The following is a 17,963-nucleotide window of genomic DNA, read 5'->3' as shown; positions in this document are numbered from 1 at the left end:
ATGAGTAAAATCAGTTTGAAGATCGGGCCGCTACCGGACCGGACGCCGCAGAAGCTGACGGTGCTTGTCGATCCACCGCTGGCAACGGACTTGGACGCGTATGCGCGGATCCATTCGGAGATCCACGGAGTGGAGGTTCCGGCCGCGGCACTAGTGCCGCTGATGCTGGAAACCTTTCTGGCGAGTGACACCGGATTCCGGAAGGCAAAAAAATCTTGATCGCGACGGCGACGGATCATCGTCAGATTGTGGAGTGTACCCAATGGCAGAAAGCAAAATTAGTGAAGCCGATTTCACACGTGAAACAAGCTGGCTAACACCCAAACAGTGCGCCGACCTTACCGGGTGGACCGTGTCTGGTCTCGAAAAGCGCCGGCTGCGCGGTCAATGGCCCCCATTTTCCATACGCGCCGGTCGTCCAAGATACCCCGGAGATTATATCCGTCGGCAATTCGCCGAGGCTGTGGTGACCAATACCGTTCAGGCGTCGACTACCAGCGACAAATTTTAGCAAACGTATGGTCAAGATCGCGGCCCGGTATGCTTACCGAGGTTAAAGGTCTTCCAGTTGCCATAAAGCAGTAAGTATTGACTTTTACCGGCATTTTTGTATTTTGCCGGTAAATGACTGTCCAGGAACTTCCTCTCGTCATCCAGACCAGTTACGCCGAGCTGCTAGACCAGCTGCGGCTGGCCACAGCGTCCGACTTTCCGGAAGGCTCAACCTTCCGAAAAAGAACCATCTCCGGCAAGGATTACTGGTACGTTCAGGAGCCGACAACCCCACAGGGACGTCCACCGGAACGGTATCTGGGCGTTGACACACCAGAGCGACGTACCGCTATTGACAGCGCGATGAGTGCGAAGGCCCATGCCGATACGCGCAAGGCGATCCGTCGCTCGCTTTCCGGCGCCGGCCTGCCCGAGCCAGATGGGCTGACGGGAGCCGTTATCGAGGCTCTCGCGGATGCAGGCGTGTTCCGTTTGAGGGGCGTGATTGTCGGCACAATCGCGTTCCAGACCTATGCCGGCCTTCTCGGTGTCAAGCTGCCGAACGTCGCCATACGAACCGGTGACGTCGACCTTGCCCAAGACTACGGCGTGTCAGTTGCGCTCAATGATTCACTCGACGTTTCACTGATTGATGTCCTGAAAACAGTCGATGCGGCGTTCGCGCCGGTCCCCTCCCTTGCGGGCCCCAACATAGCAGCGACGTACGCTCGCCCTGGTGGATACCGGGTAGACGTCCTGACGACCAATCGCGGCCCTGATCGGGACGCCCCAGTTAACCTGCCCAGCCTCAGATCCGATGCGTTGCCCTTGCGTTTTCTGGACTTCCTGCTGAGAGACACGGTCGAAGCAGCGATCCTCACGCGCTTCGGGGCACTCGTAAACGTTCCATCCCCAGAGCGGTATGCTGTCCACAAACTGATCGTTTCAACCATGCGGAAGGACACTGGCGAAAGTGCCGTGAAGTCCGACAAAGATATCATGCAGGCTGGCCTTCTCGTCGAAGCGCTTGTTGCCAAACGCAGACAAGACGATCTGATCGCCGCCCTCAACGAGGCCGCCGCGCGAGGACCGGCCTGGCAAGAAAGGCTCAGCCAGGGCGCTGCACGTCTTGGGAATGAATCACGGGAAATCGTTCAATCACTCCTGGAAGCAGGCTAATTGACTTGCTCTGTCGAAAATTTCGCCTCATGCGGTGGAATTCTTGGAGGGGGCAATTCAATAGTCTAAAACACCATAATGGTTGCGCACGGGGCCAAGCCTCGCTATTCCGGCTGCATTGTAACTCAGACGGTGGCTTATTGGTGGCTTAGCGTTTGGAGGTGTTGCGGCAGGTGGGGTCCAAACCCACTTAACGCATTGTTTTTATAGGGGTCTTGCGAAAGACTCGTTCCACCAACTTTCTGGTTTGGGACCAGAGGGTCGGAGGTTCGAATCCTCTCGCTCCGACCATTCACTTTCTCAGCGGTGAGGTCAGCAATGCAAGCGCGTATCTTCAAGCCTGCCAAGAGCGCCATGACGTCCGGCCGCGGCCAGACCAAAGCCTGGGTTCTCGAATTTGTTAAGAACGACGCAAAGCGCTATGCCGACCCTGTCATGGGCTGGACCAGCATCGACGACACATCCGGCCAGGTCCGCCTCACCTTTGACACGCAGGAACAGGCGATCGAGTACGCCAAGAGCGAAGGCCTGACCTTCACGGTCACGCCCTCCGAAGAGCGGAAACGGCTTGTAAAGTCCTATAGCGCTAATTTCGACGCAAATCGCAAGCAGCCCTGGACGCACTAGGGTGCCCGCCGGTAACGACCCGGCCCCGTAGCTCAGCTGGATAGAGCACCCGACTTCTAATCGGACGGTCGCAGGTTCGAATCCTGCCGGGGTCGCCATTTTGGCGCGCGGCGAAGCGTTTAATCCGCCCCTATCCCAGCAGGAAGCGCCGGATTTCGGAGACGAATTCCGATGAGGCCGGCTCCCGGCCGAGCAGCAAATGGTTGTTGCTGTCGAGGCCGACGAATTCCGCGCCCGCTATTTCCGCCGCAATCGCCCGCCCCGAGGGCATCGGGATGCGCAAATCTCCCCGGCAATGAATGACCAGCGTCGGACACTGGATGTCCTTGAGACGATGGCGCACGTCGATATTCGCGAATGCATTGAGGAACCGGACCGCATTGTCGGCGGAGGTGGTATTGCGCTGGAATTCGTCAAACCAGGCGAGTTCTTCCAGAGTCGCATCCGGCATGAAGGTCTGGGAGAACATGTGCCGGAAGGAGGGGTTTGTCTGGCCCCATCCGGTCTCGGTCAGCACCATCACGGCCTCGCGTTCGCGAGCCTGCGCCGGCGTCGCCGTGTGGCGCCAGCCTGCCGTATAGCCGCCAAACAGGATCAGATGGGAAACCCGGTCCGGATGCCTCGCCGCATATTCAATCGACACGGCCGCGCCCTGGCTGATGCCGAGCAAGGGAAACCGGTCCAGCCCTGCGGCGTCCACGACCAGTTCAAGATCAGACACAAATGTCCCAAAGCTGATTTCCGGCACGTCCCAATCCGACAGGCCGCAGCCGCGCTCGTCATACCGGATGAAGTTGAACGTATTGCCAAGGTCGCGGTAGAGCGGGCTCCAGATCGGAGCCTCCCAGTCCAGTTCCAGATGCGACAGCCAGTTGGCGGCCTTGACCAGTGGCGGCGCGTCAGCAGACCCGACGCTCGCCCATGCCAGTGAGGTGTTGTCATCGGCCTGAACGAACCGGACGATCTGCCTCAGCGCATCCGCCTCGGCCGGTTTTTCCACGGGCGCCTTGCGGGATCCGCCTGCCCCGAACGGATCAACCGAAAAGTCCGGAACGGCCAAATCTGCCGCCTCAAAAGCGTGTGCGAGTTCCTCTCGCCGGGCGTCGGCTTCCTGCTTGCGCCCGGTGCGGCGCCGGCTGGCCACAGCAAATTGCGCCGCCAGCGGATCGAAGGGCGCGTCCAGCAGCCATCTGTCCGCCCATCGCTCTGTGTCTTCCGGCGCGAGGTCCGGGAGTTCGACAAGCCGGCGTGCCAGACGGACCCGGAACCGGGTGGCCTCGTCGCGCTGCTGGGTCAGCCACACCGAAAAATCGGGCTGGTTGGGCAATTCGCAATCTTCAAGTAGCAATCCCCTCGCCGCGTCCCATGCGCAGGCAAGTTCTTCCGTATTCGTATCTTCTCCGCCGGCGGAGCGCTTCACCGCCTGGAAATCAACCGCCACGGACCGCTCATCCAGCTGGACACGCTCCCGATCCGTCAGCAGACGGATCTGGCTGCCAGCATTGAGGGTCGGGCGCAATTTGCTGAGGGACCACCGCAAGGCCCCGCGCGGATCATCCGGCAGATCCCAGAACACCTCGCACAGCCTGTCGCGCCGCTGCGGCGCTGCCGACAAGGCCAGATAGCCCAGCAATGCACGCGTTTTGCGCGATGACGGGAGCGGCAGCTCCTCGCGACCGAAAAACACCCGCAACGGCCCGAAGGTCTGGATCGAAAGCATGGCAAGACAATCGTGGCGAGTAAAAAGGGGTCACGCATCAAGGATACGCGCCACGGGCAATTTACGGCATTGACCGCATTCGCACAACTCGCAACCGGGATGTTCCGGATTATGGTTCAATAAAGTCGAGCCCCGCGCCGAAGCACGGGGCTCGCAATCTGAAGGCTTGTTGGGGACTAGCCTTCAGATGGTTCGCGCGATACCTCAACCTGTTGCGCCCGGTCCTGGTGGTGAGCTGTCAGGGCGCTGATTGCGGCTTCGGCGATGACCTTGTTGATCAGGTCGGCTTCGCACGCCCGAATGCTCCGGGGGTGGGTGCGGAACACGGACAGCATGCTCGAAGGCTTGCACGCCGCGCGTGCAACACGTTCGAATTCTTCATAGTTTTCTTCGACGCTGGCGGACGGATCGATCTGAAACGTCACGTCGAAGGTTTCTTCCATCGAGCCGGCAGAGGCCGTGAAAGCGATGCCGGATGCGGCGAGTGCGATAGCGAGGGTCTTGAAAATAGAGTTAGTCATTGGGGGGTTCCTTTCGGTCAGAGTTGATGACCGCCTTTTGCCCCCCGCAGCGTGGTAGCCAGCGTGGTAAGGCCAGTGGCTTTCATGCCGGAAAACCGTGGACTTTGCGTTTGAATGGCAGACGGGGCCTCCACGTCGTGAAAGCCCCGTCGCAATGTCTGTATGAAATGCTCGCGCGCCGGCGCGCGATCAGGTCTTGGCGGAATCCAGTTCCTTGGTCAGCTGTTCCTTCAGGTCGCGCTTGACGAATTTGCCGCTGGCATTGCGCGGCAAGGCGGTGAGGAACCAGACATAACGCGGCACCTTGTGCTTCGCCATGATGCCCGCGCAATGCTCGCGCAGGGTGACAGCGGCCAGGTCTTCGCCCGGCTTCAGCACGACAGCGACGCCGACTTCCTCACCCAGCCGGTCGTCCGGTACGCCGAACACGCTGCACTCGGCCACGGACGGATGACGATAGATCGCCGCCTCGACTTCGGCGCAATAGACGTTCTCGCCGCCGCGCAGCACCATGTCCTTCTTGCGGTCCACAATGAAGATGAAGCCATGCTCGTCGATGCGCGCAATGTCGCCCGTATGCAGCCAGCCATCTGTGATCGATTCCGCAGTCGCGTCAGGCCGGTTGATATAGCCCTTGATGACGGAGGAGCCGCGCACCCACAGCTCGCCCACTTCGCCCTGCGGGACGGTCTCGCCAAGTTCGTTGACGCATTTTGCCTCGAAGTTGGGCATGGCCGGGCCGGCACTGTCCGGTTTGTCGATGAAGAAATCTGCCGACACCGAGGTAATGATCCCGCAGGTCTCGGTCATGCCATAGCCGGTGTTCGGCCGGGCCGTTGCGACCGTGGAATCGATCTTGTGGACAAGATCCGGCGGCAATTGCGCGCCGCCGCCGCCAAGTGTGGCAAGGCTGGACGTATCGGTTTTCTCGAAGTCCGGATGATTGATCAGCTCGCGGGCCATGATCGGCACGCCGCTCATCGCGGTCACTTTCTCGGTCTCGACCAGCCTCAGCGCCTCGCCGGCATCCCAGCGATACATGAGGATGATCTTGCCGCCTGCCGCCGTGATGAGATAGGCGCCGCAATTGTTCGCGGTGACGTGAAACAGCGGCGTTGTGATCAGGGCGACCGGAATGGGCGCCTCTTCCGGGGGCACTTCGCCGGTTGCTCGCTGGGTTGCCAGGGCTGTGGACGCGCCCGAGAACGCCATGTTGAGCAGGTTCGAGACACAGCCCCGATGGGTCAGCTGCGCGCCCTTCGGAAAGCCGGTGGTGCCCGACGTATAGAAGATACAGGCATCGGCGTCCGGATCGACGCTCACCGCCGGCAATTCGCCGCCATGCGCCAGGACGTCGGCCCACTGGATCACCGGAGCCTGCGCGTCCGGCGCGCGCACGGCCACGATCTTCATACGGTCGGCCGCGCCTTCTATGGACAGGACACGATCAAGCCGCTCTGAGTCTGCGAACAGGACTTTGGGATCGGAATCCTTGAGGGCGTATTCCATTTCCTCGGCCGTCCACCAGGCATTCATGCCGACGACGGCAATGCCGGTCGACACACAGGCCCAATAGAGCAGCATCCATTCGGGATAGTTGCGCATGGCAATGGCCACCCGGTCGCCCGGCTTGACGCCCTGGTCGAACAGCCAAGCCGCCGCTGCGGCGACTTCGCGGTGTGCGTCGGCATAGGTCCAGCGCTCATCCTGGTAGACCAGATAGTCGCGATCAGCGAATGGGAGGGTCGACAGCCAGACTTCCCGCACGCTGGGCGGGGCGTTCTTGTAGACGCGGAGCCGGTTGCCCAGAACTTCGGCCTCGACGATCTCGAATTCGCCGCCGGGGCCTGTCAGTTCTTCCCGTGCTTTCAGGAGTTCGGTGTAGTGCATGTTTCCTCCAGATTGTTTTGTCCGATCATACACAGTGTCGCTACGTCACAAAGACCGGACGCTGGGGCAGGCCTGACCGAAATTTCCTGAACTTCCCTCATCTTATGGCCTGATTTCATTACCTTCCCATCACAAGATGGTGAAGGCGGGGTGGTTATGCCCTGTTTCTTGCGCAGGGCTGACGCTGACCGGGGGGCGGGATTGATCTATACCTTGCGACAAGCCCGCCCGTATCGCCGCGCCCCGGCCCGATATGACACCGATCAGACGTAGCAGGAGTTTTGTCATTAGACAGATAATCGTCACCTGCCTCGCATGTGTCATCCTCGCGGCGTCGGCACGGGCAGATGAGGCGGCTGACCGGATGTCTCTGGCGCCCGTCGGGACGTCGGACTTCCTGTCAGAAACACCGGCGGGAGAGGTCTGGAATGACGCGAACTCCGCTGCGCTCATTACAGAGATCGAGGCATTGTCGGCGCACGGTCTCGAGCCTGCGCATTATCATTTGGCCTCGCTGAAAGCCGGCGACCTCCCCCAAGCCGAACGAGACCTGATGGCGACCGATGCGTGGATGTCGGCCGCCGCGCAAATGCTGTCCGGAAAGCTTGATCCCGTCTCCCTGAAACCCGATTGGACCGCCGACACACGGGACGCGGATTTTGTGACTGTGCTCGCCTATGCGCTGGCCACCGGCACCATAAGCGGCAGCCTCGAACAATTCGCGCCGATCCAATCAGACTACGCCTTGCTGAAGGCGGAACTGGCGCGCCTCCGCGACCACTCCGCGCTCCCCATTGCGCGCGTCTCCGGAGGCGACCCGCTCAAGCCCGGCATGGAGACGGCGCGGGCCAGGCAAGTGCAGGTGCGCCTGATTGAAATGGGACTCCTTGAAGCCGACACGTTGTCCGGCCAGATGGACGACACCACGGTCTCGGCCGTAAAGGCCCTGCAGGCACAGGAAGGGCTTGAAGAGGACGGGATCGTCGGCGCGGCTACCTTGCGCGCACTCAACCGGGACGACCAGACACGTATCGACCAGATCCGCGCCAATATGGAGCGATGGCGCTGGCTGCCTGCCGATCTGGGCAGGCGGCATGTCCGGGCAAACATCGCCGGCTTCGACGTCACGACCTATGAGGATGGCGTGCCCCAGGCGATCCGCGCCATTATTGTCGGAAATCCAAAGCGCAAGACGCCCATATTTTCTGACCAGATCGAGTACATCGTCTTTAATCCGTGGTGGGAGACGCCCTCCAGCATCGCCAGGGCTGACAAGCTGCCCCTGTTCCAGAAAGACCCCGGCGCGGTGAAACGCCAGGGCTTCGAGATACGGGATTCCGCCGGCCGCGTCGTGCCGCCTTCGTCCGTAGACTGGAAAAGCTATACAGCCAGCAATTTCCCCTACCGTATCCGGCAGGCACCCGGCCCCCAGAACGCGCTCGGCCAAGTCAAGATCATGTTCCCGAACGCACACAATGTGTATTTGCACGACACGCCCAATCGCGATCTTTTCTCGCTGAAACAGCGCGCCCTGTCGTCCGGCTGCGTGAGAACCAAGGATCCGATTGGCCTGGCGGAATGGCTTCTATCGGACACAGAGGGCTGGGACCGCGCCGCCATCGATCAGGCCGTCGCCACCGGCAAGGAAACCCGAGCAGACCTCGCCGAACCGGTCCCGGTCCACATTGTCTACTTCACGGCGGTGCCGAACGGATGTGGCGGCGTCCGGTATCTGGACGACATCTATGAACGAGACAGCGCCGTGCTGACCGGGCTCGACACTGAACCGGCCGCCTTGAAAAGCGAGTAAGGGATAATGAGGGGCCTTATCCCGCCGCGCGGGTCTGTCCGGCATGCAGGGCGCAGATCAGCGTGAACAGGCGCCGGGCGGTCGAGAAATCGACCTCGATCTTGCCTTCCAGACGTTCGGCGAGAAGTTCGGAGCCTTCATTGTGGATGCCGCGCCGTGCCATGTCGATCGCTTCGATCTGGTGCGGGGACTGGGTGCGGATCGCGTCATAATAGCTGTCGCAGATCATGAAATAGTCGCGGATCACGCCCCGGAACGGCCCGAGCGACAAGATGAAAGTATGGACGTCCTCGCCCTTTTCATTGCGGATGGCGAAGACCAGTCGGCGCTCGGCCTTGGAGAGGTTCAGCTGGTAGGGTCCCTCATCCTTTTCGAGGACCTTGAAGACATTGCTTTCGAGCAGGTCGAAAATCGCCACGCGGCGCTCATGCTCAGCGTCCGGGCCGGACGCGCCCAGGGTCTCATCGTCGATATCGACGCCGATGAGCCGGTCATTGCTCACCCGTCAGTGTCCTTGTTGGTCCGGATCGAGATGGAGCGCGCATGTGCCGGCAGGCGCTCGGCCTCGGCCAGACGCAAGGCAGCAGGCGCGATGGCGGCAAAACCCTGCGGGCCGACCCGCTGGACGCTCATCCGCTTCAGGAAATCGTAGAGGCCAAGGCCCGACGAGAAGCGCGCGGCGCGGCTGGTCGGCAGGACATGGTTCGATCCGGTGACATAATCACCCAGCGCTTCCGGCGTATAATGGCCGAGGAAGACCGCGCCGGCATGGCGGATCAGCGGCAACAGGGCGTCCGGATCCTCCACGCAGAGCTCCAGATGTTCCGCAGCAATGCGGTTCGCAATGGATGCTGCAGCAGGCAGGTCCGGCGCGACAACGATGGCACCATTATGGGTCCAGCTTTCGCGCGCCCGCTCGCCCGTGGGCAGGGTTTTCAACTGGCTTTCCACAGCCTTTTCCACAGAATCCCCCACAGCCTGATCCACAACGATGAGGATCGACTGGCTGCTCGGATCATGCTCGGCTTGGGAAAGAAGGTCGGCGGCGATCCAGTCCGGGTTTGCGGTGTGATCTGCGATGACCAGAATCTCTGACGGGCCAGCAATCGTGTCGATGCCGACACGGCCGAACACCTGCCGCTTTGCTTCCGCAACGAAGGCATTTCCGGGCCCGACAATCTTGTCGACCGGGGCAAGGTTTGCCGTGCCATAGGCCAGTGCGGCCACGGCCTGCGCGCCGCCGATGGGGTAGAATTCCTCAACGCCTGCCTTCAGCGCGGCATAGGCCACGGCGGGTGACAGCTCGCCCTGCGGCGCGGGGGCAACCATGACGATGCGCTCGACGCCGGCGATCTTGGCCGGCACGACATTCATCAGGACCGATGAGGGATAACTCGCGCGGCCGCCCGGCACATAGACGCCAACGCTTTCCAGCGCGGTCCACCGCCAGCCGAGCTCGATGCCGGCCGAATCGGTGAAGCTGTGATCTTCGGGGCGTTGCGCCGCGTGATAGGCGGCGATCCGGTCATGCGCGAAGTCGATTGCTTCGCGGAGGTCGGCCGGGCACTGCGCCGCAAGGCTGTGAAGATTCACATTGTCAGATGTAAGCGTCGACGGGTCCAGCTGCAGGCCATCAAACCTGGCGGTATATTCCGCCACGGCCTCACCGCCCCGCGCCTGCACATCCTTCAGGATGCCGGTCACGATAGCGACAACATCATCCCCCGTCCCGCGCTCCTGCTCCAGGAACTGCGCGAACTCGCCATGAAATGCGTCATTGGAGGCGAAAAACCTGCGGACCATGTCTATCTCCGGCGCCGCTCGTGGCTCGGAAGGCGGCGCGTCGGCCACACATAGTCGCTGTCCAGTAGAGTTGCATCCAGAACTTCGACGTCGAGGACGATTTCCCCGTCGCCGGCGAACAGGAGCGTGATCTTGCCCCCCGGCGGTTCATCGGCGGGCGTGAAGCTTACCTGCAACAGCGACAGGATCATTTCCGGATCCGTCTTGGTAACCGCGCGGGTCTTCACGTTCAGCACGCCGTCAAACGCCAACAGGGCGCGCACACGCTCGCCATCCCCGCGTTTCGCGCCAGCTTCCCAGCGGAACCGGTTAATTTCCAGTGCGAAGCGGTTGCGGCGGGCCTCATATTTGAGATTGCCCGCTTTCACCACACTGTCCTGAATGGCGGCCGAAATGACTTCCAAATCCTCTGCCGTTTCAGCGAGGAGGCGGAGTGGGTTTGTATCAGCCATCAGTGCCCCTTGAGCAATTCCTAGTCTTCGTCCTCGGACCGGCGTTCTATGCTGGCCCCACAGGCGTTAAGCTTCTCTTCCAACCGCTCAAATCCGCGATCCAGATGATAGATACGGTTCACCACAGTCTCCCCCTCTGCGGCAAGCCCCGCAATCACGAGCGAGACGGATGCGCGCAGGTCGGTCGCCATAACAGGCGCGCCGGTCAGGTGTGGCACGCCCTTCACGACAGCCTCCTGGCCCCGCACCGTGATGTCGGCGCCGAGACGCGACAATTCCGGCGCGTGCATGAAGCGGTTCTCGAAGATTGTCTCGCGGATGATGCTGGTGCCGTCGGCGAGGCTCATCAGGGCCATGAACTGGGCCTGCAGATCTGTCGGGAAGCCGGGATGCGGCTGGGTCGAGACGCTGACCGATTTCAGGCGTGAACCATTGCGCACAATGCGCATCGTGCCGGCGGCCTCGTCGGACTCCACGGTGACACCCGCCTCTTTCAGCCTGCCGATCAGCGCGCCGAGCGCCGCCACAGGTGCGCCCTCCAGCGTCACATCCCCGCCAGCAGCCGCCGCGGCCATGGCATAGGTGCCGGCTTCGATCCGGTCGGGCATCACGGAATGGCTCGTCCCGCCCAATTGCTCGACGCCTTCGATCCGGATCTTGGACGTACCGGCGCCGGCGATCTTCGCGCCCATTGAGTTCAGGCAGACGGCAAGGTCTTCGATCTCGGGCTCGCGCGCAGCATTCTCCAGAACGGTTTCGCCCTTGGCCAGTGTCGCCGTCAGCATGGCATGTTCGGTCGCGCCAACACTCGGCATGGCGAAATTGATGTGGGCGCCTTTCAGGCCGTGAATGGCGGCGGCCTTCACATAGCCCTGCTCCACGCGGAGGTCTGCGCCCATGGCTTCGAGCGCCTGCAGGTGCAGATCGACCGGCCGCGCGCCGATCGCGCATCCGCCCGGCAGAGACACGGTCGCATGGCCGGACCGGGCGATGAGAGGCCCGAGCACGTTGAAGCTCGCTCGCATCTTCCTCACCTGGTCATACGGCGCAATCGTGCTTTTCAGCTCCGCCGCATTGAGACGGCAGGTCGATCCGCCCTTCGGCCAGTAGACTTCGACGCCCAGCGTTTCCAGCAGCTGCGCAAGGAAGCGCGTGTCCGCCAGATTCGGCATATTGGTGAGCTTGATCGGCTGGTCAGTCAGCAGGCATGCGACCATGAGCTTCAGGGCGGAGTTCTTCGCGCCTGAGACCGGAATGCGGCCGTTCAGGTGAGCGCCGCCCTTGATGTGCAATTTATCCATGGATTGCCCTTATACAGCGCTTCGCGGCTTTGAAAGGGCCGGAATGTGGCCCGGCTGCACAGATCTTATCCAAATCTTACAGGCAGTTGCTTCAGGCCGCGCAGGCCGGCCCGCGGAATCCACGTCAGGCTGGCGGGATCTGTGGCAATGGATAGCGGCTTGCGCCCATGAAATTCCATGTCTTTCTTCGGGTGTCGCGGCTTCTTCATCTGGACCGGGGTGCAATAGCGGATGAGTTCGCCCGCCGCGAGGCCGCGCGAAGCCTCAAAGACGTCCCGCTCCAGCGCACAGGCAAGGATGGCATGCGGTGCCCGCAGACAGGTTTGCGCGATCAGTTGGAAGGTCATTTCCGCTCCGGCTTCTGCCCGTTGTCGGCGTCCCGCACCTTGCGGCTCGCGGCTTTCCGGCGCTTCAGATTGGCGCGTAGAGCCTCAGCCATACGGGCCGCTTTTTCGTTACCGGACTTCTTGTCTGTCATGAGAGGTGCTTTTCGCGGCAAAACGGTCTTTTCATGTCTGTCTGCATAAGCTAAAGCCCGCTTTCCATTCCTGCAATGCCGCGGTAGCTCAGTGGTAGAGCGCATCATTGGTAATGATGAGGCCGGGAGTTCAATTCTCCCTCGCGGCACCAGGAATCCCCCCGCTCAGTCAAATTTGTGACGGGCGCCGATGCGGCGCGTTCGGGTTTTCCAGCGTTCAAACTCTCCAGTTTGATGGGTGGAAAATGAGGAAGGGCGGCCCGAACATATCAGGCCGCCCTATCCCAAAAACCACAAGGCGTAAGCTTAAAGCCCGCCTGGCCCGCAATCATTCCTGAGGAAATCATCAATTGCCTCAAGAGATTCACGGTGATTCTCCGGGCTCCAAAGCACGCCTTGGTGCCCCATATCCTTCATGGAAAGGAATTTGGCGGGGACCTTGTTCTTCACGGCATTGTAGAAATCCCGTCCATCCTTGATCGGCACACGAACATCGCGGTCACCATGATAAACGAGAATTGGCAAGACAGCGTGATCGGAATTTGCCAGCGGGTCCATACCCGTCATGGTGTGGCCTTGTACCGCTCGGGAAATCCGGTTCTCGCTGACCTTGGTCCTGAACAATGCCAGATTGGAGACGCCGGCCCCGGCAATCGCACATTGATAGGGGCCATTCTCCCTGACCGTTGCAGCAAACGCAGCAAATCCCCCATAGGAATAGCCGAATATGGCGATCCGGTCAGGATCGGCATAGCCTTCGGAGACCAGCCAGGCTGCGCCATCATCCTTGTCATCCTGCATCTTCTGGCCCCACTCATTATCACCTGCCAGCCAGAGTTCGCGACCGAACCCTTGCGAGCCACGATATTGGGGCTGAAGCACATGATAACCTCGCGATGTCAGGAACTGGACCCAGCCGGATGAATCCCAGCCTCCAAAATCCCGCGCCCACGGACCGCCATGCGGATGAATGATGGTCGGCCGTGGCGCGTCGCCCTTTTCCCAACCCACTGCAGGCGTCAGGATAGCCGGAATTTCCAAGCCATCCCGTGCATCGTAGTAGACGAGCTTCGACTGAGACATCTGATAATCGGAGAACCAGGGTCGAGACGACCCGATAACCGCCAGCTTGGACTTGTCCACAAGAAGGTAGTACGTAGGCGGACTGTTGGATTCCTCAGTGGAGAACAATATGCGGGACCGGTCTTCATTCCAGTCCATAACGTCCACCATCAGACCAGGAAAGATCGATTCCAGACCGTCCTGGACGCTCCGCATTTCCGGATCGACCCAGTAGGTCTCCTGAACAAGGCCATCATAGGTGAAACCAAGCGGAATATTGAAATTATCCTGATTGCGACCAAGAATTACTCCAGATGCGCTGAATTCAGGATGGGCAAAAAGCGGGCCCTCCGAGAATTTGTCAGCCACTGGGTCATATAAATACACGGAAGCCTTGTCCGAAAACCTGTCCGTAATGACATAGTACTTTCCCGACTGCTCATCATGGCCAACAGTATCAACCTGATAACGAGCTGCCGCCGTATAGGTCAGCGGAGCTTCAAGATCATACGTTCCTGTTTGGGCATTGAGGATGTAAGTGCGAACCTCATAGTCATTTCCCCCAATAGGTTCGAGCTCGAACTTGGTAAGGACGTTGCCCGTACGCGGATCAATATAGCCATTCTGAAGGTTGCCGCTGTCCTGATACAAAAATTCCTTACTCTCTGTGGCAAGGTTTACCTTGTAGTATTTAGGGGCTTGGGCATCCACATCATACGCTGATGCGATGACGTGCTCGGGATCCAGAGGCAGGCTTTCCGCCACGGTTATCTCACCGCTGAGGCGTGCACACTCGTTCTTGTCATCTGCGAGATTGGCAAAATCATCGTCAAGCTCTTGCGGCTTGATGTTCTTGTCACCGAAATACGTCTTGTAAATCCAGGTCTTTACCGCGCCGGCGCCACCGCCTTCGATGCAATAGGTCTGGCCCGTCCATGCCTGCTTTCCCAGAACACGAATCTTGTCGCCTCCGATTGCGGACGCCGCAACGAATTCCATGCGATCATTTGCCGGAGTTGCCCGTGTGGGAATAAGGGGTTTGGAAATGTCGATACTCTCGCCCAGCTCCCATACAGCAAGAGCCGTCTCTTCCTGCTTGGTATTGGGCAAAGTGATCAACCCAACCAGAAAGTCCCCTTCATTGGAAAGCGAGAGGCTACTGATAGCAGCCTTCTTTCCAAATTCCTTGACCGGGATGGGCTTCGCTTCTGGCTCAGCGACAGCGCCAAGCCCGGCTGATCCCAGCAGCCCCGTCATCATAACAACGCGTATGACCTTCATGAATTACCTCCGAAAAACTGACTCTTTGCTGCATTCCATTTTTTATGGCGATAGCCCTGACACAGCTCATTCACGCACAGGATCGGTTGCTTCACCAAGCATCAAATTCACACAAACTGCGCAAAAACGTAGCATATTTGTCACGCTCCTGACCGCATCAGCCCACCCAATATGAAATTGTGTTCATAATGCATTGCCGCTTACAGGATGCCATGCTCAAAAAAGTACGCTTACATCCATTTGGTGAGTGAATGAAGTATAAATTGGTCGAAATCCTTTTAGGGGAAGGTGCAAATGTCCACTAAACACTCCAGCCGCAGCAAGTTCTTGCTCGGTGTCGCTGCCAGTGCGCTGGCAATTTCAGGCTCCGCGTTCGCGCAGGAAGCCGAAACGAATTCCGATGATGTGATTGAAACGATCTCGGAAGAAGCTGAAGCAGAAGAAGCGCGTCAGGAAAAGATCGTTGTAACGGGCTCCTTGCTCCGTCGTGACGAATATTCCTCGTCTTCTCCAATTCAGGTCATTACCGCAAACACAGCTACGCTACAGGGTCTGGTCGACACGGCTGACATCTTGCAAAGCTCTTCGGTGGCGTCCGGGTCAACGCAGATCAACGGCAACTTCGGTGGTTTTGTCGTCGAAGGTGGTACAGGGGTCAACACGATCTCCTTGCGTGGTCTTGGTGCACAACGCTCTCTCGTGCTGTTCAATGGTCGCCGTCTTGGTGGTGCCGGTACACAGGGCCAGGTTGGCGCAGTCGACCTGAACGTCATTCCTGACGCAGCCATCAGCCGCATCGAAATCCTCAAGGATGGTGCATCGTCGATCTACGGATCAGACGCCGTGGCTGGTGTGGTCAACGTGATTACGCGTCGCTCGGTCGATGCGCCAGAAATCAACGTGACCTATGATCGTCCATTCGATACCGGCGGTGAAAGCTTCGGCATTGATGGCGCTTATGGCCTGAACTTCGACAAGGGTAGCGCAGTACTGTCTGCTTCCTACGAAAAGTTCGAGCCGCTTCAGCAGGGCGACCGCGACTTCCTCGCATGTCCTCAGGATTACATCTTCACGGAAGATGGCTCCCAGCGCGCTGACCTCCTCGATACCCGTCCGGATGGACAGGCTCGTCGCGGCTACAAGTGTTTCAACTCGATTTCACAAGTGTTCGACGATGCCAATGGTGGACGTCGCTGGATCTATGACAGCGCACTCGGCGACTTCCGTCCACGTGCGGACGGTCCAGCAGGTGTTGCTGAAACGCCGTATTATGACGCCCGTCAGGATTCCACTTCGATCATTCCCGAAACGGAGCGCGTGAGCGTCTACCTGACGGCGGACTATGATTTCGGTCCAACCGAATTCTTCGGCGATTTCCTCTTCAATAACCGTACGACTGAACAGGAAAACTGGCGCCAGCTCTTCCCGTTCCAGGCACCCTCCAATCCGACGAATCCGACCGGTGTAGGTTATGCGCGTCCGATCGCTCTGATCCCTTTCAACACCTCTGTTGACATCGACTACATCTCGGCGACGGCTGGGCTGCGCGGTAACTTCGGGACCAGCAACGAATTCCTGTCGACCTGGGACTGGGAAGTGGCTGGTGTCTACTCGAAGTCCGACGGTACTTATGTGACGGACACGGTTCCTGTGAACCATGTTGCAGATGACAACCAAGGCCTGCGTCCGACCGCTATCAACGTGGCGGATCCGACCTCTGCTGATGGTTTCACCTGCTACTACCCAACCGACGCAAGCTCGGCAGCTTATGCCAATGCGCTTCGTGATGGTGCCGATGTCATTCCGGAGCTGGATTACCAGCCCTGCCCGGCCAACATCAATTACTTCACCAAAGACTTCCTCTATGGTGATCTCACGGACGCGGAAGCGGGCTTCCTGTTCGCTCAGGACACGGGCAACACGACCTACGAACAGACCACGATTACCGGTCTTGTGCGTGGCGAACTGTTCCAACTGCCTGCAGGTCCGCTCGGCATCGCTATCGGTGCTGAATACCGCACGTTCGAAATTAACGACCAGCCTGGTTTCTACTCTTCGAACAACCTGCAGTGGGGTCTGTCTTCGGCCGTTACGACGGCTGGCGATGACACCGTGATGGAGCTCTTCTCCGAAGTCGACATTCCAGTAATTGCTGGTGAGCCGTTCTTTGAAGAACTGTCTGTCAACCTGTCTGGTCGCTACTTCGACTATGACTCGTCCGGCTCGGACTCGGTCTACAAGGCTGGCCTGAACTGGCAGATCACACCGACCTTCCGCCTCCGGTCCACCTATGGCACCTCATACCGCGCTCCGGCTCTGTATGAGCTCTACCTCGGTGACTCCACCTCGTTCGCGGGTCAGACCAATATTGATCCGTGTAATTACTCGGACGGTGCACCTACCAACTCGAACGTCGCGGCGAACTGTGCAGCTGCTGGCCTTGACGGCTACATTCCGTTCGGCTCGTCTGCCCTCGTCACCGCAGGTGGTGGTGCTGGAAACCTGGCCCCGGAAACGTCTGATGCTCTAACCGTAGGCTTCGTCGTTACGCCGACCTTCGCTGACCTCAACATTGCGCTCGATTACTTCGAAATCGAGATCAATGACCAGGTGGCACGCCTGAGCGCAAATTCGATTGTTTCGGGTTGCTATGCATCCCCGAACTTCCCGAACGAGCCTCTCTGCACCCTGTTCGAGCGTGACGAAGATCCTGCTAGCCCGCGCTATCAGCAGATCCTCAGCGTCAGCGACAACTTCGTGAACATCAACAGCCAGAGCACCCGCGGCCTGGACCTTACTGCCCGCTACGAGCATGAGGCCAGCTTCGGCGACTTCATCTTTGACATGCAAGGTACCTGGACGTTCGAAGACCAGTTCCTGCTGTTCTCCGGTGAAGATTTCGAACCGGATGACTTCAACGGCACGATCGGTGACCCGGACTTCACGGCAAATGCTCGCCTGCAGTTCGTGAGAGGCGACTGGCGCTACAACTGGTTCAGCGAATTCACCAGCCGCACGTCGAATGACGAGCGTTTGGGTGGCTCGGTTGGCTCGTTCTCCTCGCGGGGCGAAGGCCTGTTCTACTTCAAGCAGTACACCGAAGCACAATGGTACCACGGTGCTTCCGTTCAGTACGTTGCTGACGAGTGGGGCGTGACGGTTGGCGTCAACAACCTGTTCGACGAAGCTCCACCAGCTGTGTCCAACGGTGCTGCGACCCGCCGGGGTATCGTGCCTCTGGTTGGCACTCAGTATGACTACCGTGGTCGCTCCGCATTCCTGCGGGTTTCCAAATCCTTCTAGGAAACAGATACATAATAAAGAAAGGGCGGACCTTCGGGTCCGCC

Annotated in this window: 15 protein-coding genes and 2 tRNA genes; 7 read left to right on the top strand and 10 right to left on the bottom strand. The window is 59.6% G+C overall.

Annotated elements, in window-relative coordinates:
• From V7660_RS04820 to V7660_RS04805, 4 genes are all read left to right on the top strand, one after another.
• Positions 1-219 carry a DUF2274 domain-containing protein gene (locus V7660_RS04820; protein ID WP_335601988.1) on the top strand — a complete coding sequence of 73 codons (219 nt, stop codon included), beginning with the start codon at positions 1-3 and terminating at the stop codon, positions 217-219.
• 405 nt (positions 220-624) lie between these two features.
• Positions 625-1,671, top strand: coding sequence for a nucleotidyltransferase family protein (locus V7660_RS04815; protein WP_335601987.1), 1,047 nt, complete (start codon positions 625-627; stop codon positions 1,669-1,671).
• A gap of 318 nt (positions 1,672-1,989) precedes the next feature.
• A complete protein-coding gene (locus V7660_RS04810) occupies positions 1,990-2,298 on the top strand; it encodes an ETC complex I subunit (protein WP_335601986.1) in 309 nt (102 codons plus the stop codon).
• Positions 2,299-2,319: 21 nt separating this feature from the next.
• A tRNA-Arg gene (locus tag V7660_RS04805) sits at positions 2,320-2,396 on the top strand.
• A 32-nt stretch (positions 2,397-2,428) separates the two neighbouring features.
• On the opposite strand, the gene V7660_RS04800 is transcribed toward V7660_RS04805, so the two are convergent.
• From V7660_RS04800 to V7660_RS04790, 3 genes are all read right to left on the bottom strand, one after another.
• Positions 2,429-4,018: an alpha/beta fold hydrolase gene (locus V7660_RS04800; RefSeq protein WP_335601985.1), complete on the bottom strand. Its 1,590-nt coding sequence runs from the start codon at positions 4,016-4,018 to the stop codon at positions 2,429-2,431.
• A 176-nt stretch (positions 4,019-4,194) separates the two neighbouring features.
• Positions 4,195-4,539, bottom strand: coding sequence for a hypothetical protein (locus V7660_RS04795; RefSeq protein WP_335601984.1), 345 nt, complete (start codon positions 4,537-4,539; stop codon positions 4,195-4,197).
• Positions 4,540-4,728: 189 nt separating this feature from the next.
• Complete coding sequence (locus V7660_RS04790) at positions 4,729-6,429, bottom strand: class I adenylate-forming enzyme family protein (RefSeq protein ID WP_335601983.1); 1,701 nt, start codon at positions 6,427-6,429, stop codon at positions 4,729-4,731.
• A gap of 364 nt (positions 6,430-6,793) precedes the next feature.
• On the opposite strand from V7660_RS04790, the gene V7660_RS04785 reads away from it, so the two are divergent.
• Entirely contained in the window at positions 6,794-8,239 is a 1,446-nt protein-coding gene (locus tag V7660_RS04785; RefSeq protein ID WP_335601982.1) for a L,D-transpeptidase family protein, read from the top strand.
• A gap of 16 nt (positions 8,240-8,255) precedes the next feature.
• Here V7660_RS04785 and V7660_RS04780 read toward each other — a convergent pair whose 3' ends face one another.
• The 6 genes from V7660_RS04780 to V7660_RS04755 all read right to left on the bottom strand — a co-directional run bounded on the left by V7660_RS04780 (position 8,256) and on the right by V7660_RS04755 (position 12,273).
• Positions 8,256-8,741, bottom strand: coding sequence for a UPF0262 family protein (locus V7660_RS04780; protein ID WP_335601981.1), 486 nt, complete (start codon positions 8,739-8,741; stop codon positions 8,256-8,258).
• Entirely contained in the window at positions 8,738-10,042 is a 1,305-nt protein-coding gene (gene hisD / locus V7660_RS04775; protein WP_335601980.1) for a histidinol dehydrogenase, read from the bottom strand. The genes V7660_RS04780 and hisD overlap by 4 nt, the downstream gene beginning before the upstream one ends.
• A 2-nt stretch (positions 10,043-10,044) precedes the next feature.
• Entirely contained in the window at positions 10,045-10,494 is a 450-nt protein-coding gene (locus V7660_RS04770; RefSeq protein WP_335601979.1) for a DUF2948 family protein, read from the bottom strand.
• Positions 10,495-10,514: 20 nt separating this feature from the next.
• A complete protein-coding gene (murA, locus tag V7660_RS04765) occupies positions 10,515-11,795 on the bottom strand; it encodes a UDP-N-acetylglucosamine 1-carboxyvinyltransferase (protein WP_335601978.1) in 1,281 nt (426 codons plus the stop codon).
• A 65-nt stretch (positions 11,796-11,860) separates the two neighbouring features.
• A complete protein-coding gene (locus V7660_RS04760) occupies positions 11,861-12,142 on the bottom strand; it encodes a hypothetical protein (protein WP_335601977.1) in 282 nt (93 codons plus the stop codon).
• The gene (locus V7660_RS04755; RefSeq protein WP_335601976.1) at positions 12,139-12,273 is read right to left on the bottom strand and encodes a hypothetical protein; all 135 of its coding nucleotides are present in this window, start codon (positions 12,271-12,273) and stop codon (positions 12,139-12,141) included. The genes V7660_RS04760 and V7660_RS04755 overlap by 4 nt, the downstream gene beginning before the upstream one ends.
• A 77-nt stretch (positions 12,274-12,350) precedes the next feature.
• Here V7660_RS04755 and V7660_RS04750 point away from each other — a divergent pair.
• Positions 12,351-12,425 (top strand) — tRNA-Thr (locus V7660_RS04750).
• Between the two features lie 154 nt (positions 12,426-12,579).
• Here the strand turns inward: V7660_RS04750 and V7660_RS04745 are convergent.
• Positions 12,580-14,616 carry an alpha/beta hydrolase family protein gene (locus V7660_RS04745; RefSeq protein WP_335601975.1) on the bottom strand — a complete coding sequence of 679 codons (2,037 nt, stop codon included), beginning with the start codon at positions 14,614-14,616 and terminating at the stop codon, positions 12,580-12,582.
• A 294-nt stretch (positions 14,617-14,910) separates the two neighbouring features.
• On the opposite strand from V7660_RS04745, the gene V7660_RS04740 reads away from it, so the two are divergent.
• Positions 14,911-17,919: a TonB-dependent receptor domain-containing protein gene (locus tag V7660_RS04740; RefSeq protein ID WP_335601974.1), complete on the top strand. Its 3,009-nt coding sequence runs from the start codon at positions 14,911-14,913 to the stop codon at positions 17,917-17,919.
• Positions 17,920-17,963: the final 44 nt, after the last annotated feature.

The organism is Hyphomonas sp. (assembly GCF_036964145.1).
GTDB lineage: Bacteria > Pseudomonadota > Alphaproteobacteria > Caulobacterales > Hyphomonadaceae > Hyphomonas.
The sequence above is the reverse complement of the archived record's forward strand: the minus strand, read 5'-3'. Positions and strand labels throughout refer to the sequence as shown.

Excerpts from the sequence above, each read along its gene's own strand:
- V7660_RS04790 (WP_335601983.1), bottom strand. The coding sequence starts at position 6,429 with ATGCACTACACCGAACTCCTGAAAGCACGGGAAGAACTGACAGGCCCC.
- V7660_RS04795 (WP_335601984.1), bottom strand. The coding sequence starts at position 4,539 with ATGACTAACTCTATTTTCAAGACCCTCGCTATCGCACTCGCCGCATCC.
- V7660_RS04770 (WP_335601979.1), bottom strand. The coding sequence starts at position 10,494 with ATGGCTGATACAAACCCACTCCGCCTCCTCGCTGAAACGGCAGAGGAT.
- V7660_RS04800 (WP_335601985.1), bottom strand. The coding sequence starts at position 4,018 with ATGCTTTCGATCCAGACCTTCGGGCCGTTGCGGGTGTTTTTCGGTCGC.
- V7660_RS04745 (WP_335601975.1), bottom strand. The coding sequence starts at position 14,616 with ATGAAGGTCATACGCGTTGTTATGATGACGGGGCTGCTGGGATCAGCC.
- V7660_RS04820 (WP_335601988.1), top strand. The coding sequence starts at position 1 with ATGAGTAAAATCAGTTTGAAGATCGGGCCGCTACCGGACCGGACGCCG.
- hisD (WP_335601980.1), bottom strand. The coding sequence starts at position 10,042 with ATGGTCCGCAGGTTTTTCGCCTCCAATGACGCATTTCATGGCGAGTTC.
- V7660_RS04760 (WP_335601977.1), bottom strand. The coding sequence starts at position 12,142 with ATGACCTTCCAACTGATCGCGCAAACCTGTCTGCGGGCACCGCATGCC.
- V7660_RS04785 (WP_335601982.1), top strand. The coding sequence starts at position 6,794 with ATGTCTCTGGCGCCCGTCGGGACGTCGGACTTCCTGTCAGAAACACCG.
- V7660_RS04810 (WP_335601986.1), top strand. The coding sequence starts at position 1,990 with ATGCAAGCGCGTATCTTCAAGCCTGCCAAGAGCGCCATGACGTCCGGC.
- murA (WP_335601978.1), bottom strand. The coding sequence starts at position 11,795 with ATGGATAAATTGCACATCAAGGGCGGCGCTCACCTGAACGGCCGCATT.
- V7660_RS04755 (WP_335601976.1), bottom strand. The coding sequence starts at position 12,273 with ATGACAGACAAGAAGTCCGGTAACGAAAAAGCGGCCCGTATGGCTGAG.
- V7660_RS04815 (WP_335601987.1), top strand. The coding sequence starts at position 625 with ATGACTGTCCAGGAACTTCCTCTCGTCATCCAGACCAGTTACGCCGAG.
- V7660_RS04740 (WP_335601974.1), top strand. The coding sequence starts at position 14,911 with ATGTCCACTAAACACTCCAGCCGCAGCAAGTTCTTGCTCGGTGTCGCT.